Origin of the sequence: Chloroflexus sp. (genome assembly GCF_034431535.1) — a bacterium.
Lineage (GTDB): Bacteria > Chloroflexota > Chloroflexia > Chloroflexales > Chloroflexaceae > Chloroflexus.
The window spans coordinates 30,914-47,827 of sequence record NZ_DAOUDC010000038.1; the positions used below are offsets into that span (position 1 = coordinate 30,914).

Genomic DNA, 16,914 nt, shown 5'->3' on the forward strand with positions numbered 1-16,914 from the left:
TCTGATGGCTCGGCTACTGTTGCGCAATCCTTACGTCAAAAGCTTGCTGACCTTTGGATTGATACCGGTTATCGGGTGGAATCGTACATCCCGCGATACACCCCATAAAACGCATACACTGCCCACACATAGTTGCGCGTTTCGCTAAAATCGATCGTTTCGACAAAGCGGTCAGGATCGGCGACCACATTGCCGCCGGCCCAGCGTTGCGCGTTGCCGAGGCCGCCGTTGTAGGCGGCCAATGCCCCGTGCAGGCTGCCGTTCATGTCTCGGATTCGGCGGCCGAGGTAGAACGCGCCGAAGCGAATGCTGAGGTAGGGCCGGTAGAGCTGGTCGAGCTGAAAGTCGTTGACGCCGAGGTTTTGAGCAATGCCGCGCCCGGTGTCGGGCATAATTTGGGCTAAGCCGCGCGCGCCAACCCACGAGGTCGCCGCCGGGTTGAAGAGGCTCTCTTGGCGGATGAGTGCGTAGAATAAGAGCGGATCGACGCCAAATGTGGCTGCTTCCCGCTGCACAAGTTCAGGGTACGGCGTCGGGAACCGCAGGCGGAGCAGCGCAGGCGGGGGCGGGTTCGCTGCCGGCGGCGCTATCCGCGCCAACCGTTCGGCGGCGAGCAGCGCCGGGTAGGTTGCTCCGGCCTGATAAGCATGCTGGGCCAGATCGAGCAAGCGCAGCGGTTCCTCGCCTGCTTGCCGCAACCCATCAAGCCATTCGCTATCGGCCTCGTTGTACAAGCCCACTTCCCGCAAGAGGCGCGCTCGTTCGGCCACGCTCGCCAGTGACGATTGACCCTCGCTCGCGCTCCAGCTTTGCACCCATTCAGCGAGCGCAACCCAATCGGCGGAATCGATCAGTGCGCTCATGGGGATCGGGCCGCTGGGAATCTCTCCCAACTCTTCAACGGCCCGCGCGGCGTAGTAGCTGTCTGGCGCCGCCACCGGCACTTGCCGGAAGTAATCTGCCGCCACCGGATCACCAAGCTGTTGCGCAGCTTTGCCGGCCCAGAACGCACCGAGCGCCTGCCCAATCCCTTGCCCGCCTTGGGCCAGCGCACGCCAGAGTTCGCTAGCGCCGGCCAGATCGCCGTTATCAAAGCGCGCCAACGCGACCCGGTGCAACGCGGTAACGCCGAGCAGCGTGGTTGGGTAGCGTTGCCCTAGTTCGAGCCGCACTTCGGTCGCAGTCGCACCGTCCCCCAAACGGTCGTACAACTGCGCCGCCCGGTCGAGCGCCACTGGCGCGCGCGGATCGTCGGGCCATTCCAGTGCGTATTGCCAATAGCGCACGGCAGCCTCGGCCACCATCCCGCTCTGGCCGTAGGTCTGGATCCAATCGAGCGCTGCTTGCCGCCCGGTGTCGCTGTTGGGGTTGCGATCGCGGGCCGCAGCCAAATCAGCTAGCGCGCCGGCAAAGTCACCTAAGGCGCGCCGGGCCAACCCACGCTGGCGCAATGCCTCGACTTCGTTCTGCCCAGCGGCGATCGCCAGATCAAGCATGGCGATCGCATCGTTCCACCGTTCTACGGCACGGTAGGCTTGGGCAGCGGCAAACGGATCAAGCACCGGGTCGTTGCCGGCGCGGAGGGCATCGGCGGCCAGCGCCGCGCTCGGCCCAGCATAGGTCGCAATCGCTTCGCGGCGAAAGGCGCTGGCTGTGGCCGGATCGCCCGCCTCGGCAGCCAGTTCCGCCGCTCGCGCCAAGATCCGGGCCCGGTAGTCAGGCTGCGTGGCGAAGGCGAGGATTTGGCGGGCATAGTCCACTCCATCCGCCGGACGGCCCTGTGTAGCGGCGAGGGCCATCGCTTGTTCGTACGCGGCAGCACGCTGGCCCGCCGCTATCTCACCGGTCGCAGCGCGCAAATAACTGACCTCCGCTTCCGCCCAGCGCTCTAACACGCGCAATTGGGCCGCCGCTCGTAGCGCCGCGTAGGGTGCGAGCGGTGTACCGAGCGCTTCGTATTGGGTATAAGCAGCTACCGCTTCGGCATGCATGCCAGCCGCCTCGTGGGCGCGGGCCGTGAGAAAGAGCGCCGGGGCATAGAGCGGCGTCGCCGGGTCGTCCAATAATGGGCGCACCAATTCCGCCGCCGACGTCCAATTGCCGCGATCACCGTACGAGCGGGCCAGCATCAGGCGGGCAAGCGGCGCTTCGTTAGCAGCGGGAAAGAGTTGCAACAACTGGCTGAGCAGGCTCGCCGCCGTATCATCATCACCAATCCCACGAGCAGCTAACGCGCGCTGCCAGAGTTCAGCCGCCGTGATCGGCAGCGGAGTTGGCGTGACCGGCAGGGAAGTGGGGGTGACAGGCGGTGATGGTTGCGCTACCGGCATCAAGCATCCCGCCAGCGACCAGCAGAGGAGGCAGATCAGCCACAACGCGGTGCGCCGCCGGGGCAACTGCGTGAGCGCCATACATGCTCCTTTCTTCACGAGAGCAGTATAGCATGGTGTGGTGGGGGTAGGCGGCGGCTTCCGTTGCGCTGCCATGAACGGCGCAATGGGTTGGAAATGGGGAGGCGGGAGATACTCCCTATCTCCCACCTCCCTATCCCAATCTTCCGCACGAGCGGGTTCAAGACAGACAGAACCAGCGTAGATGTAATTGATGGCTTTGTCATGCGCCGATGTACCCTCATCCCCAGCCCCTCTCCCGCGGCGCGGGAGAGGGGTGCTACTACATTCCACTCCCGCACTGCCGTAACCGCCATTCAGCGGCTCCCCCTCTCCCACCTGTCGGTGGGAGTGGGGGCCGGGGGGTGAGGGCCATCAGCCCGTGCAGCGGGCTTCGTAATGGCAGCCCGGCCCTTCAGGGCCGGGTTCCCTATCTATCGCGTCAAACCGGCTGCGCACCACCCTCACCCTTCATCGTCTCGATCAACGCCTGCGCTTCCGCTTCGCTCAAGGCTGGGGCAAATAGCCATCCTTGCCCGTGGCTGCACGCTAATTGTTTCAATTGCTCGAACTGTTCCGGGGTTTCGATCCCCTCAGCCACTACTTCCATATTAAGATTTTGCGCCAATTGAATGATCGTCTGCACAATGTCGCCTTGGCTCGATTTCGAGTCGAGCCGGTTGATAAACGAGCGATCAATCTTGAGCACATTCACCGGGAAGGTGTGAAGATAACTTAATGAAGAATAACCGGTGCCGAAATCATCAATACACAATTCAACCCCTAAATTGCGAATACCTTCGAGCAAATTAGTTAAACTGCCAAACTCAATAAAAGTATGCTCGGTGATTTCCAGTTTCAAATACTGCGGCGGCAAACCGGTTTGTTCGAGAATGCGCTGTAGCCGCTCGATGAGATCAGGCTGGGAAAAGATCCGTCCGCTCAAATTCACGCTAATCGATAAACGCGATTCGGTGGGATTCTGTTCGTGCCAGCGTTGCATCTGCCGACACGATTCTTCCAGCACCCACCATGTCATCGGTACAATGAGGCCGGTTTCTTCGGCCAGCGGCAAAAACTCACTGGGAACCAGCAAGCCGCGTTGCGGGTGTTGCCAGCGAATAAGCGCCTCAAACCCGACAATCGCGCCGGTGCGCAACAGCACGATCGGTTGGTAAAAGAGGCAGAATTCGTTGTGTTCGAGCGCGAGCCGCAAGTCTTGTTCGAGTTGCAATTTCGCCAGCGCTTCGGTATGCATCGAAGGATCAAAGCGCACGTAGCATGCTTTGCCGCGTAACTTGGCGTGGTACATCGCGGTGTCGGCATCGCGGATGAGATCGGCGGGTTGGGCATAACCGCTGCTGCTGTAGGCAATCCCGATGCTTGACGAAATAACGATCTTGTGGCCTTGCAAGTAGAGCGGCACTGACAAGGCGTGCTGGATGCGTTCGGCCACCTGCTCGGCTTGTTGTTCGTGATCGATCGGCTCGAGCAGAATAGTAAACTCATCACCGCCAAGGCGGGCCACCGTATCGTTCGGACGCACCGATTCTTGCAGCCGCACTGCCACCGCAACCAGCAACTGATCGCCAACTGCATGGCCAAGGCTGTCGTTAATGACTTTAAACCGGTCGAGATCGAGGAAGAGCACCGCAAAATGGCGCTGCGGCTCACGGCGCAGACGCACGATCGCGCGTTCGAGCCGGTCAGTGAAGAGCACGCGGTTGGGCAGACCGGTCAAGCTATCGTGCAGCGCATCGTGCTGAAGTTGCTGCTCAGCTTTTTTGCGATCGGTAATGTCAGTCTGTGAACCGGCAATCCGCATAACTTGGCCGTGTTGATCCCAAACTGCGAGGCCGCGGCAGAGCATCCAGCGGTATGAACCATCACGATGAAAGATTCGGTATTCGTGCTGAAAGTGCGACAACAGCCGGCGGAAGTGGGCCATCAGCCGCACCTCGAACAACTCGCGATCGTCTGGGTGAATGCGGTCGAACCACTCGCTCGGCGTATCACCAATCTCATCTTCGGCATAGCCAAGCATCTCTTTCCAACGCGGCGAGAAATAGATGGTACCAGCGACAACGTTCCAATCCCACAAACCATCGTTAGCGCCGCGCGCCGCCAGCGCATACCGCTCTTCGCTGAGGCGCAACGCTTCTTGGGAACGTTCGAGATCGGCAGTGCGTTCGGCGACCATCCGCTCAAGTTCGAGCCGGTAGCGCCGCTCGCGGTCGCGCAACCGCTTGCGTTCCAGACTGGCATTGATCCGCGCATTCAGCAGCACCAAGTTGTATGGTTTGAAGACATAATCATCAGCCCCATTACGGATACAGGTGACGATATGATCAATATCGATATCAGCCGAGACGACAATGACCGGCAGATCGTAGAGATCAGGGTCGCTTTTAATATGGTTCAACACCTGTATCCCATCCGTACCGGGCATCATAATATCGAGCAAGACTATATCAAAGGCATGCTGCCGCAGCATCTGCAACGCCGTTGGCCCATCTGGCGCCTCATCCACGGCATAACCAAGGGCGGTAAGCTCGCGCCGCAGCAAAAAGCGTAGCACTTCCTGATCATCAACGATCAGTATCCTGCCGGGTTGCGTCTCGGCAACACCCGGCAGGGGACGTTGGATGTGGTTCATAACCTGCTCATCGATCTAAGAAGTGCGGCTCAGGAGGGCATGCACCTTTTCCCGGAAACGGTCAAAATCGATCGGTTTGGTCTCGAAGTCATCGCAGCCGGCAGCCAACGAGCGCAGCCGATCTTCATGCAAAGCATAGGCCGTTAGGGCCAACACCGGAATGTGGCTCGTTCCCGGTTGAGACTTGATGCGATGGGTCGCCTGCCAGCCATTGAGCACCGGCAAACCCATATCCATAATGATCAAATCCGGTTTGGAGCTGCGGGCCAGCGCCACTCCTTGCGCACCATCTACCGCCAGTATCGGTTCATGTCCCATTAATTCTACAATACGCGCAATGAGATCGCGATTGTTAGCGTCGTCTTCTACGATCAGAATCTTAGCCATAGCCGTAGCGCCCCACCCCATAACATACTCCTTAGCCATACAATCCGTTTAGTTTGATGTAGGATTGGCGGCAGACGATGCCGGATTGCGTTACATCATCTGCCGGATGCGGACGACGATCTGTTCTAGATCCAATTCTGCCTTGCGCTGGATCGCATTCACAGTTTGGGCTAGCCGTTCGCGATCGTTGGCGGTCAGATCGCGGGCCGTCATGAAAATCACCGGGATACTCTGCCCTACGGGATCGGCTCGCAGATGCTCAAGCAGTTGTAGGCCATCCATTTTCGGCAACATATAATCGAGCAGGATCAAGCCCGGTGGACGGGTCAGCGCAGCCGTCAGACCGGTTTCACCATCAAACGCCACCTCAACCGGCCAGCCAGCCGCGTGCAGCGTGCGCGCCACGAGTTCGGCCAGCGCCTGATCATCCTCGACGATCAGAATGGGTGATGGTGTCCCTTCATCTTGGCGCTGGCAGTAACGTTTGACCTCCGTGAGCAATTTCTCTGGCTCAATCGGCTTAACCAGATATTCAGCCACTTCCAACGCCAAACCGCGGCGCGCCTGATCGTCAATCGTCAAGACCACGACCGGGATAGCAGCCACTTCAGGCATTTCGCGCAGCCGGGCTAATACTTCGATCCCATTCAAGTCAGGCAGTTTCAGATCGAGCACGATCAGATCGGGCAGTAGATCGGTTGCCAAGCGCAACCCTTCCGCGCCGGTCTCGGCTGTCACCACATAGACCTCATTGCCCGACGCTATCCGCCGGATCAGATCGCCAACCGTCGGATCATCATCAATTACTAGCACGATCGCATTGCTGACCGGCGCGGCAATATCAGCCGCCACCGGCGGCGGCTCACTTGCCTCCGCTGCTGAAGGCAGATCGGCTAAGCGCAGGGTTGGCGCGGGCAACACAGCACCCAGCTCAGTCGGTATCTCTATGGTGAAGACCGAACCTTTGCCAACGGTGCTCTGCACCGTAATCCGCCCACCAATTAGCTCGCACAGACGCTGGCTGAGCGCCAAGCCCAAGCCGGTGCCGCCGTACTTGCGGGTTGGCGAGTCATCAACTTGCGAGAAGGCTTTAAACAGCTTATCGAGTTTATCGGCGGGAATACCGATGCCGGTATCAGCAACCTCGAAGCGGAACCACATCTTGCCATCTTGCTCGTGGCGAGTGACGGTCAACTTCACTTCGCCATCTTCAGTAAACTTGGCCGCATTGCTAAGCAGATTAATCAACGCTTGCCGCACTTTGGTCGCATCGCTATTGAGCAACCCGATATTAGGCGGGCAATGGACTTGGAAGCGGTTGCGGTTTTTATCCATCTGAGGCAGCACCGCATTCACCGCGGTGAGCACCAGATCGGCCACATCCGCATACTCGGCGCTGATCGTCATCCGGCCAGCCTCAATCTTCGAGATGTCGAGAATATCGTTAATGAGGGATAACAGATGCACACCGGCGGCCCGGATGCGTCCCACGTCGTGAATCACGCTCTCGTAGATCCCCTTGTTCACGAGTTGTTCCATCAGTTGGCTATAGCCAATGATCGCCGTCAACGGCGTGCGCAGCTCGTGGCTCATGGTAGCGAGGAACGTGCTCTTGGCGCGTGAGGCGGCTTCGGCGGCATCACGGGCTTTGATCAACTCTTGTTCAACCCGGCGGCGCTCTTGAATCTCGGCTTTCAAACTCTCAGTCTGTTTGGCGATCTCAGCGTTGCGCATGCGCAGTTGGTGCATCATGGCATTAAAAGCGCGCCCCACCTCCGCCACTTCCCGCTCTGAGCGCACCGGCAACGGGTGGGTCAAATCGCCGCCGCCGATCCGTTCAGCGCCTTGGCGCAGCTCGCCGAGCACCCGGAAGACGAACCGGTTGAGCAGATAGTTTGTCACCAACAAGAGCAGGATGCCGAAGATGATCAAACTGCCCATGAAGGTAATGCCGGCCCGAGTTGACAGCTCAGTGGCTTCGGTTTCCGGTACTTCCGTGATTAGACGCCAAGGGGCACCGGGGACATTCAGGGCAACACCGAGAACTTCTTCGCCGAACAGATTCGTGTATAGTCGTTGCGTGCCATCAGGCGGGAATGTACGAAACTCTGGCCGGTTGCCAATGGTGGTAAAGTTCAACACGATCTGCGGATTGGTGTGAGCGATGATCGCACCCTGATCGTTCACGATGTAGGCGCTGCCGGTGCGGCCAAACCGGATTGTCGCGACCGTTTCCCACAGCAAGTTCATGCGCAAACGGCCGGCCACCACCCCGCCATCGTTGGCCGAGATGGCCATAATGATGTACGGATCGCTATCAGCAGTGATAAAGAGGGGGCCAAGGTAGCGTTGGCCGGCCCGCGCCTGCTGAAACCAATTGGCGAGCGGGATGGTCACTAAATCACCCAGCAAGGAACGGTCGCGCGACACTTCCGCCACCACCCGGCCATTGCGATCAACCCGCACGATCTCGATCCATGCCGGCACCCGGTTCAAAATCTCTGGTAACAGATCAGGCGAGCGTTCGACTTGCTCGACCGATAACGCACCAACCAGCGTCAAGGTATCTTCGATGCGTAGCAAAAAGTTATCGATCGTGCGCACCGCATTCTGAGCCGCCTCGCGCTGACGACCAGCCCAGCCCTCTTGTTCGATCGCCTCGATGAACAGGAAGACGCCATACGCTGCGACCAACAAGATTAAGGACAGCATCAGGATCAGAAAGAGCGTCAGCTTGGCCTGCAAGCTGGTATTGAGACGGTGCTTAAGAAAACGCAGTCAAATCCACCAATGTCGCACGCATCACCTCACCCTCGCTGCCAGTAATTGCTCCCACAATTGATGCCGGTACGCAGCCAGATCAGCCGGCGGTTCCAGCATATATTCCGCTTTCAACATGTCTTCCCCAATCGGAAAAAATCCATGGGTGATGTTGCAAAGCCGGATCGATCAACGGCATTGCTTGATCGTTCGCCGTCGCCACGTAGATCTCATTCGTAATCAGCGCGCACATTTCAGGCCGCAAAACAAAATTGATGAATTGGAAGGCAGCCGCTTTACGCTCGTTCCGCTCAGGCACAACGAGCGTATCAATCCACAGCATTGCCCCCTCTTCAGGAAGAACGAACGTTACCGCCGGATTGAGCGCTTGGCCCGCCAGCGCATCATACGACCAGCCGTACAACACGGGATAGGTACCGTTAGCCACCAGATCAGCGGCGTTGGGCAGAGTTAGATCCAGCGCCACCACGTTTGGCAATAATTTGCTCAAGCGTTCGGCAGCCTGATCGAACACGGCTGGATCGCTGACCGTGAAAGACTGGCCCATGGCCTTCAGCGCAATCATAAAGAGCTGGTCTTCTTCGAGCCACATCGCGATTTTGCCGGCCAAAGCCGGATCCCACAGATCGGCCCAGCGCGTAATCGGGCGATCAAGCAGATCGGGCCGTACGACCAACCCGCCTACGCCCCATTGGTAAACGACCGAATAACGGCTGCCCGGATCGTAGCTCAGATCGCGGAAATTGGCGCTGACATAACGAAAATTTGGGATCTGGCTGTAATCAATCGGCGCCAGCAATCCATCCGCGACCAACGTTGGCATCAAGGTATTCCCCATCACCACGACATCGTAGTCGCCAGTGCCGGCGCGCAATTGGTCGATAACATCGAACTGGCTCTCATAGACGACATATTCCACCGCAATCCCGGTCTCGGCGCTAAAGGCGTCGAGCAGGGCTTGCGGCATATAGCCTGCCCAACCGGCGATGACCAGCTTGTCTGGCGCCGGCATAGCCGGAGTCGGCGTGACCGCTGGTTCCGGATTGCATGCAGCGAGGATGAAGAGCAGGATGAGGTGCAAGGAGTGACGCATAGATTATGGTTGAGCAACGCGAAATACATTCCAAATTTCATCGTACCTTGCTTGCGTTGCCGGATCAAGGGGCATTTCCAATTCAGCTCGTTGCAAGGTGGCGAGCGAAGGGAAAATGATCTCGTTATTGCGAAACTCTGGCTTGACGAGAGGCCACGATGCTTCATTTGCGGTTGCCATCGCTAATTCATTCGTCACCAGAGCGCTGATATCCGGTCGCAAAAAGAAATCAATAAACTGTTCGGCGAGCGCCTGCTGCGTGCTAACGGCTGGAATCACAAAACTGTCAACCCAGAGAATCGTGCCTTCACCGGGAGTAATGTAGGCGATCCGGTCGCTTTGGCGCTGCGCATCGAGCGCGTCATACGCCCACCCTAACGCCACCGCATACTCGCCGGATACAAGATATTGCGCTGCCGAGGCGACTCCCTCTTCAACCCAACCCACCCGGCGGGCGAAATCCGGCGCCCGTTCGAGCGCGGTGGCCAAATGGGCGGGGTTGGTAGTATTGATGGAAAACCCCAGCGATTTCAAGAGCACACTCACCGCATCGCGCGGGATCGGCCAGAGCAAAATCTTGCCGTCAAGGGCTGGATCCCACAAATCAGACCAGCGCATGATTGGGCGTTCAAGCAGATCGGTGCGAATGAGCAGACCGGTGGAACCCCACTGGTAGACCACTGAATAGCGATTACCCGGATCGAACGCCAAATCGCGAAAATTGGCGCTCAGGTTGCGCGCGTTGGGAATGTCGGCGTAGTTAATGGGGACGATCGCGCCGTTGCTGACCAGATCAGGAATAAATTGGTAGCTGACTACCATCAAATCATACACGGTGCCCTGCGCAAGCGCTGCAATTGCGGCTTCGGTGGTATCATAACCAATATATTCCACTGTAATCCCGGTTTCGGCGCTGAAAGCGTCAAGCAACGTTTGTGGCATATAACCAGCCCAACCGGTAATGGTGAGCTTGCGTGGTTCCGGCGTGGGTGTTAATGCGGGCATCAAAGAACACGCTGAGAGAAGCAGTAAAAATATGGTTGCAATGGTTTAAATCCGCATTTTAACCCTATTTTAAGAACTATATCCTGATACGGAAAGTATACCATTTTGATATTACCAATCCATTTCCACTCGCAACTAATAAATGTTGACTGCGATGACAATTTATTCATCAGGCCGGGGTTGGGTTAGAGATAAATACTGGTGGGGTTGCCTACGCCACCATTTAGTATATTATAGTATATTATTGGACAAAACAACTATTCATCTACATTATCGATCTGCGCCCGCTGAACGCGCCGCTGTCATCGATAGACACGCTCTTCCACTCTGAGAAGACATCGAGCATAGTCGGGCCGGCTTCGCGGTAGTGTCATTGAAACGCTCAGACCATCCGGTGGTCACATCGGTGTACTGGTTGTGTTCTGGCAGGAGTGCGGCCAAGATACTACAACTGTTCTAATTGCTGTATATGAAGCTGCTATCCATCTTTGCGCAGTCATTTGACAAGTGGCGATCAAAGCTGTAGACAAACTCGCTGGCTAAGGATTCCTTGTTCGGAGCAGTGTTTGGCGCTCGCCCAGTTGCGTGGCACAGGCGGCGATCATTGTTTGCCGCTATTCCATATCGGAAGGAAAAGCCCATGTCAAACCGCGAAGAAATGATTACATTGCTGCGGCAGCATTATCCCCATCTAGCCGCCCAGTATAGAGTTAAGAAAGATAGGACTATTCGGCTCTTATGCTCGTGATCAGTCAGACGAAATGAGCGATGTTGACATCATTGTGGAGTTTGAACGTCCGCTAGGATTTCGATTTGTGGAATTGGCTGAACACCTAGAGCGCCTCTTAGGCCGGCGGGTCGATTTGCTGACGCCGACCGGCGTGCGCGGGATCTGGCTGCCATGGGTGGCGGAAGAGATTGAACGGAGCGTTATTGATTTCTAGTGGATCACTTTGACAAAGAGATAAGTGCCTGTATCAGGTTATGCTATCTCTCACTAAATTACATGGCGAGACGCCTATGCAAGCGTCTCGCCATGTGGTTATCCCTTCCGCAATCTAATCCGCATTATCGATCTGCGCCCGCTGCAACGCGCCGCTGTAATCGATATACACGCTCTTCCACTCTGAGAAGACATCGAGCATGGTCGGGCCGGCTTCGCGGTGACCGTTGCCGGTGGCTTTGACGCCGCCGAAAGGCAGGTGAATCTCGGCGCCGATGGTGGGCGCGTTAATGTAGACAATGCCGGCTTGCAGCGCCTGCATAGCGCGGAAGGCGGCGTTGATGTCGCGGGTGTAGATCGCTGAGCTGAGGCCGTAGGCCACATCGTTAGCCACCGCCACCGCTTCATCGAGGCTATCCACTTCGAGCACGCTCAGCACCGGCCCGAAGATCTCTTCGCGGGCGATGCGCATCTGCGGCGTAACGTTGGTAAAGACGGTCGGCGCAATGAAGTGGCCGTAGTCGTAATCGCCGCCGGTGAGGCGGTAGCCGCCGCACAGCAGCGTTGCCCCCTCTTGCCTGCCGATTTCGATGTAGTTGAGCACACGTTGCATCTGCTTCTCATTCACCAGCGGCCCCATCTCGGTAGCCGGATCGAGGCCGTTGCCGATCCGCAACGACTGGGCGCGCGCGACGATCCGATCCACCAGCTCTTTAGCCACGGCCCGGTGGACGATCAGGCGGCTGGTGGCGGTGCAGCGCTGGCCGGTGGTGCCAAACGCGGCCCACAACACCCCATCGAGCGCCAAGTCGAGATCGGCGTCGGGCATAACGATCAGCGGGTTCTTGCCACCCATCTCAAGGCTGACCCGCTTGATCCGGCGCGCGCCGAGCTCGTACACCAACCGGCCCGTCTCGGTGCTGCCGGTAAACGAAATCACCGGCACGTCAGGATGTTCGACCAGCGGTTGGCCGGCTTTGGGGCCATAGCCGGTGACAATGTTGACCACACCGGGAGGCAGGCCGGCTTCCATCAGGCACTGCACTAAATTGTAGGTGCTGACCGAAGCGTCTTCCCCCGGCTTGATTACGATCGTGTTGCCGCAAACAATGGCTGGGAGCATCTTCCATGACGCGATCGCCATAGGGAAGTTCCACGGCGTGATCAAACCTACCACGCCAATCGGCTGGCGAATGCTCATCTGAAACTTGTTGGGCAGTTCGGATGGAGTGGTGACACCGTGCATGCGGCGGCCCTCGCTGCCGGCGTACTGGGCCATACCGATCGCTTCGACAATATCGCCGCCGGCCTCGAACAACGGCTTGCCCATCTCGCGGGTCAGGTCACGGCTGTACTGCTCTTTGCGCGCTTGCAGCAGCTCGGCGGCGCGGAGCAGAATCTCGCCCCGCTTGGGCGCGGGCACTTTGCTCCACGTGGCAAACGCCGCCTTGGCGGCTTCAACCGCCGCGTGAACATCACGCTCATCGCTATCGGCGAACACCCCCACCACATCACGGGTATCGGCAGGATTACGGCGCTCGAAGGTCTTGCCGCTCTGGGCAGGCACAAACTCGCCGCCGATAAGATTGTGAAACATCCGCGGTGCGGACATCTTCGTCCTCCTTGTCTCAAGAACTGGTAACGCTCTGATTATAGCACGGGGCAACTTGTGGTATGCTGTAACGGATATTGGGCGAACAAGAGGGGAAACGGGCAATGGCAGAGTTAGAGATGCGGGTCGCGATTGCGAAAGTTCCCCGCGCCGGCGAAGTCGAGAGCGGTGACACCCTAGAGATGATCGAGCGTCCGGGGGGCGGGTTTTCGTTTGTGCTCGCCGATGGGCAGGGCAGCGGGCGCAGCGCCAAAACGCTGTCGCACCTGGTGGCCACCCGCGCAATTGCGCTGCTCAAAGATGGCGCTCGGGATGGAGCCGTTGCGCGCGCTGTCCACGATTACCTGTATACCTATCGGATGGGGCAGGCGGCGGCGACGCTCAATATCCTCTCAGTTGATTTTGCCGCGCACAAAATCTTGGTGACGCGCAATAATCCAGCGCCGTTTTTCGCCGTTACGCCACAGGGCTTGCGCAGCTTTAACGCGCCCTCGGCACCGATCGGTTTGCAACCGCTCATCCGGCCTCAGATCAGCGAATTGCCGGTAGCGGCCTATACGTATGTCGTCTTGTTTACCGATGGCCTGTTGCGGGCAGGTGAGCGGAACGGCGAAGATTTGGGGCTGCCGAATTACCTTGCGGCCTGGCCGGCGCGCGAGGGGCGCGATCCGCAGACGCTGGTTGATAGTGTGATGCAACAGGCGATCGAGCTTGACGATGGCCAACCGAGCGATGATATGAGCATCGTGGTGCTGGCGATCTTGCCGCGCAGCGATGCGCCGGGCTTGCGGCGGCTGATGGTAAGTGCGCCGATCATCGCCACCGGCCATTATGAACCGCCCGATGAGCCTGAGATTGAAGAATAATAGGGTGCGGCGGCAATGGATTGGCAGGATAATGAGCGGCGACAGCCACGGGTGAGCGCGCGCGAACGGGTGGCCGCGCTGCGCGCCCAACGGCAGCGGCGCTGGCGGCGCTTTTTGACGTTTGGCGGCTTGGCGCTGGCTGTACTGGTGACGGTGTGGGGCGTGGGATGGCTGTGGAACACCTTCGCCGCCAGTATGCGCCTGAGCGATCCGCGTCCGGTGACCGGCGGGTCAGCGCCGGCAAATACCGTCTTTCGCCAGCCATTCACCGTCTTGCTGCTCGGCGTTGATCAGCGTGACGATGGCGCTGAAGGGGTGCGCAGCGACACCCTGATCTTGGTTTATATCAATCCGAATGAACGCTGGGTCAGCCTGCTCTCGATCCCGCGCGATACGGTGGCCGTGATCCGCGGTCTCGGCGAGCAGAAGATCAATGCAGCATATAGTTATGGCTATCGCCATGCTGCCGATCTGTATGGGCGCGGGGTTGACCCGGCGGCGGCAGGGGCGGCGCTTGCCGCCGAGACGGTGGCCACCCTACTCAATCTGCCGGTCGATTATGTCGCCCAGATCGATTTTGCCGGCTTCGAGCGGCTGATCGATGCGATCGGCGGCGTGATCATCGAGGTGCCCTACCCCTTGCTCGATAGCAGTTTCCCGACCGCTGATTACGGATACGAGCGTATCTTCATTCCCGCCGGCTTGCAAGTGCTCGACGGTGCAACCGCGTTGCGCTACGCCCGCTCGCGCCATGGTTCGAGCGACTTTGACCGCGCTCGCCGACAGCAGGCAATTGTGCGCGCGGCCCTAGCGACGGTGCGCTCGCGCGGCCTGCTTGATCAGGCCAGTGCTGTCTCAGCTTTGCTGGCCGAAGCCCGGCGCAGCATCAAGACGACGTTACCGATTGACGATCCAGCTGCGTTGCGCGAGTTGATTGCGCTGGCCCAATCGCTCGATCCTGATCGGATTGCGACCTTCAGCATCAACCCGCGTGAGGTGGCAGTGGTGGCCGAAATCGGCTCAGACATCTACTGGAACCGGCGCGACTTGGCGGCGTTGGTCGAGCGGGTGCGGGCCGGGCCGCGACTCGATCGCGAACCAGCGACGGTGCAGGTGCTGAACGGGACGCCGGTGAACGGGTTGGCTGCACGGGTCAGCCGGGCGCTGGACAATGCTGGCTTCCGCACCTTGCCGCCCGCCAACGCCGAACGCCGTGAGACGACGATTATTATCGATTATGCCGGCAAACCGGCAGTACTCGCCCGGTTGGCCGCTCATTTGGGGTTACCGGCGACGCAGGTCTTTGCCACCCCGCCGGCTGATGCACCGCCCCAACCGCTGGGGGCCGATATTGTCTTGCTGTTGGGGCGCGATTACAATCCGGCGTGGGCCTTGGCGCCGTGATGGGTTTCACCCTCACCCCTAGCCCCTCTCTCGCTGGCACGGGAGAGGGGAGTGTAGAGCCGGACTTTGAGGCATTGCACAGCGATCAACGGTTGTACCCTATCAAACGTGCTGTCCGCCCCGCAACCCCAACCGCTGGGGTGCGATCTGGCTGCGCGGTTGGGGCGCACTGATATTCCGCGATATGGTGCCGGGATAGGGCATGCTATTCAGGGCAATTGATTATTGGGAGCCGCACAGCCGTGCGGCTCTACGGGGATATACAGAATGGTGGTATCGGAAACAATGCTGTGGTTGTTATTGGCGCTGGCTTTCGTTTTACCACCCATCGGCGCTATCATCCTGCGGCTGCTGCAAAACCGCATCGGCAACGCCGGGGTGGCGGCAGGAGCGGGCTTGCTGTTGCTCATTGCGGCGGTGGCGCTGCTGACCATTGCCCGTTCGGCGTTGCCGCCGTTGCAGATCGGCGATCTGACCTTGCTGCCGGCGTGGTCGCCGCCGGTCGCTGAGGCGGTTGACACCGGCGTAGCACCTGACTTGCCGACCGTCACCCCGCCGCCGTTGTTGCCAACCTTGCCCCCGCGGCCAACGCTGACCCCAACTATGACGGCGACACCGGAACCAACGGCAACGCCGGAGCCGACACCGACGCTGGAACCGACGCCGGAGCCAACGCCAACACTGGAGCCAACCCCGGAACCGACCCCAACGCCGGAACCAACTGCCGCTGGGCCGCGCCGCTATACGGTGCAAGCTGGCGACACGCTCCGCACAATTGCCGAACGGTTTGGGGTTACAATTGAAGCGATCTTGCAGGCGAATAATCTGACCCCGGCGCAAGGCGATAACCTGCGCGTCGGGCAAGAATTGGTGATTCCATGACCACGATTCGCACCGTTGAACGGCGCCCGCTGGTCGAGGCCGAGCCGGCGCCCTTGTTGCTGATGTTACACGGGTTTGGCAGCCATGAACGCGATCTGTTTGAGCTGGCCGATCTGATCGACGACCGGATGCACATTGTCAGCGCGCGCGCTCCCATTGCCTTGCCGTGGGGCGGGTTTGCGTGGTACGAACTGAGCGGCGCTCCGGGCCGGCTGATTCCCGATCCGGTGGGGCGGGCGCGAGCGGTTGAATTGCTGATCACGTTTGTCAGCGAACTGCCGGGCCGGATCGGCACCGATCCACGGTGCATCTATCTGTTTGGCTTTAGCCAAGGCGCGATCCTCAGTCTGGCGTTGGCATGGCGCATCCCCGAAAAGCTAGCCGGCGTGATCGCAGCCAACGGGTATCTCGATCCAGCCTTGGCAACTGATCCGCCAGCGGCGGGGTTGGCCCGATTGCCGATCTTGCAACTGCACGGAAGCTACGATGATGTTATCCCGGTCCAACAGGCCCGCGCCACCCGTGATCTGTTGGCTCAACACGCACCGCGCCACCGCTACCACGAAGATCCGGTCGGGCACAGCCTCCACCCGAACGGGTTGAACCTGATGCAGCGCTGGCTGGCCGAGCAGCTCGACGGCCTGCCGCCGCACGGTGATGGGTAACAGGCATACGCTTCGCTCGCTGGTTGTTATGGTGTGCCGCCGCAGGCGGCGACGCAATCCCCCGCGAGCACGGACGATGACCGTCAGGCATACCTTCCGCGCTCCTACTGTCATTGCGAGCCGCGCGCAGCGCGGCGACGCAATCCCCCGCGAGCACCGGAGACACCCGCTCAGGCATACACTTCGCTGAAGCGGGAGATTGCTTCGGTCGGGCGGCCCCGCGCAGCGCG

At 59.3% G+C, this 16,914-nt stretch carries 12 protein-coding genes; 5 read left to right on the top strand and 7 right to left on the bottom strand.

What is annotated here, in order from left to right:
• Window positions 1–68: 68 nt before the first annotated feature.
• The 6 genes from U9R61_RS09710 to U9R61_RS09735 form a co-directional block, all read right to left on the bottom strand.
• Entirely contained in the window at window positions 69–2,411 is a 2,343-nt protein-coding gene (locus U9R61_RS09710) for a transglycosylase SLT domain-containing protein (protein ID WP_322488612.1), read from the bottom strand.
• A 421-nt stretch (window positions 2,412–2,832) separates the two neighbouring features.
• Window positions 2,833–5,046 (bottom strand): EAL domain-containing protein, encoded by a 2,214-nt coding sequence (locus U9R61_RS09715; RefSeq protein WP_322488613.1) that lies wholly within the window; start codon window positions 5,044–5,046, stop codon window positions 2,833–2,835.
• A gap of 15 nt (window positions 5,047–5,061) precedes the next feature.
• Window positions 5,062–5,433, bottom strand: a complete 372-nt coding sequence (locus tag U9R61_RS09720) for a response regulator (protein WP_322488623.1) — start codon at window positions 5,431–5,433, stop codon at window positions 5,062–5,064.
• Between the two features lie 90 nt (window positions 5,434–5,523).
• A complete protein-coding gene (locus U9R61_RS09725; protein WP_322488614.1) occupies window positions 5,524–8,145 on the bottom strand; it encodes a response regulator in 2,622 nt (873 codons plus the stop codon).
• Window positions 8,146–8,293: 148 nt separating this feature from the next.
• The gene (locus U9R61_RS09730) at window positions 8,294–9,307 is read right to left on the bottom strand and encodes a spermidine/putrescine ABC transporter substrate-binding protein (RefSeq protein WP_322488615.1); all 1,014 of its coding nucleotides are present in this window, start codon (window positions 9,305–9,307) and stop codon (window positions 8,294–8,296) included.
• A 3-nt stretch (window positions 9,308–9,310) separates the two neighbouring features.
• Complete coding sequence (locus tag U9R61_RS09735) at window positions 9,311–10,312, bottom strand: spermidine/putrescine ABC transporter substrate-binding protein (RefSeq protein ID WP_322488616.1); 1,002 nt, start codon at window positions 10,310–10,312, stop codon at window positions 9,311–9,313.
• A 761-nt stretch (window positions 10,313–11,073) separates the two neighbouring features.
• Between U9R61_RS09735 and U9R61_RS09740 the strand changes: the two genes are divergently transcribed.
• The gene (locus U9R61_RS09740) at window positions 11,074–11,256 is read left to right on the top strand and encodes a nucleotidyltransferase family protein (RefSeq protein ID WP_322488617.1); all 183 of its coding nucleotides are present in this window, start codon (window positions 11,074–11,076) and stop codon (window positions 11,254–11,256) included.
• A 114-nt stretch (window positions 11,257–11,370) separates the two neighbouring features.
• On the opposite strand, the gene U9R61_RS09745 is transcribed toward U9R61_RS09740, so the two are convergent.
• Window positions 11,371–12,867: an aldehyde dehydrogenase family protein gene (locus tag U9R61_RS09745; protein WP_322488618.1), complete on the bottom strand. Its 1,497-nt coding sequence runs from the start codon at window positions 12,865–12,867 to the stop codon at window positions 11,371–11,373.
• 104 nt (window positions 12,868–12,971) lie between these two features.
• Between U9R61_RS09745 and U9R61_RS09750 the strand changes: the two genes are divergently transcribed.
• The 4 genes from U9R61_RS09750 (at window position 12,972) to U9R61_RS09765 (ending at window position 16,684) form a co-directional block, all read left to right on the top strand.
• Window positions 12,972–13,733 carry a PP2C family protein-serine/threonine phosphatase gene (locus U9R61_RS09750; protein ID WP_322488619.1) on the top strand — a complete coding sequence of 254 codons (762 nt, stop codon included), beginning with the start codon at window positions 12,972–12,974 and terminating at the stop codon, window positions 13,731–13,733.
• A 15-nt stretch (window positions 13,734–13,748) separates the two neighbouring features.
• Complete coding sequence (locus U9R61_RS09755; protein ID WP_322488620.1) at window positions 13,749–15,137, top strand: LCP family protein; 1,389 nt, start codon at window positions 13,749–13,751, stop codon at window positions 15,135–15,137.
• A 267-nt stretch (window positions 15,138–15,404) separates the two neighbouring features.
• Entirely contained in the window at window positions 15,405–16,019 is a 615-nt protein-coding gene (locus U9R61_RS09760) for a LysM peptidoglycan-binding domain-containing protein (protein ID WP_322488621.1), read from the top strand.
• Window positions 16,016–16,684: a phospholipase gene (locus U9R61_RS09765; protein ID WP_322488622.1), complete on the top strand. Its 669-nt coding sequence runs from the start codon at window positions 16,016–16,018 to the stop codon at window positions 16,682–16,684. The genes U9R61_RS09760 and U9R61_RS09765 overlap by 4 nt, the downstream gene beginning before the upstream one ends.
• Window positions 16,685–16,914: the final 230 nt, after the last annotated feature.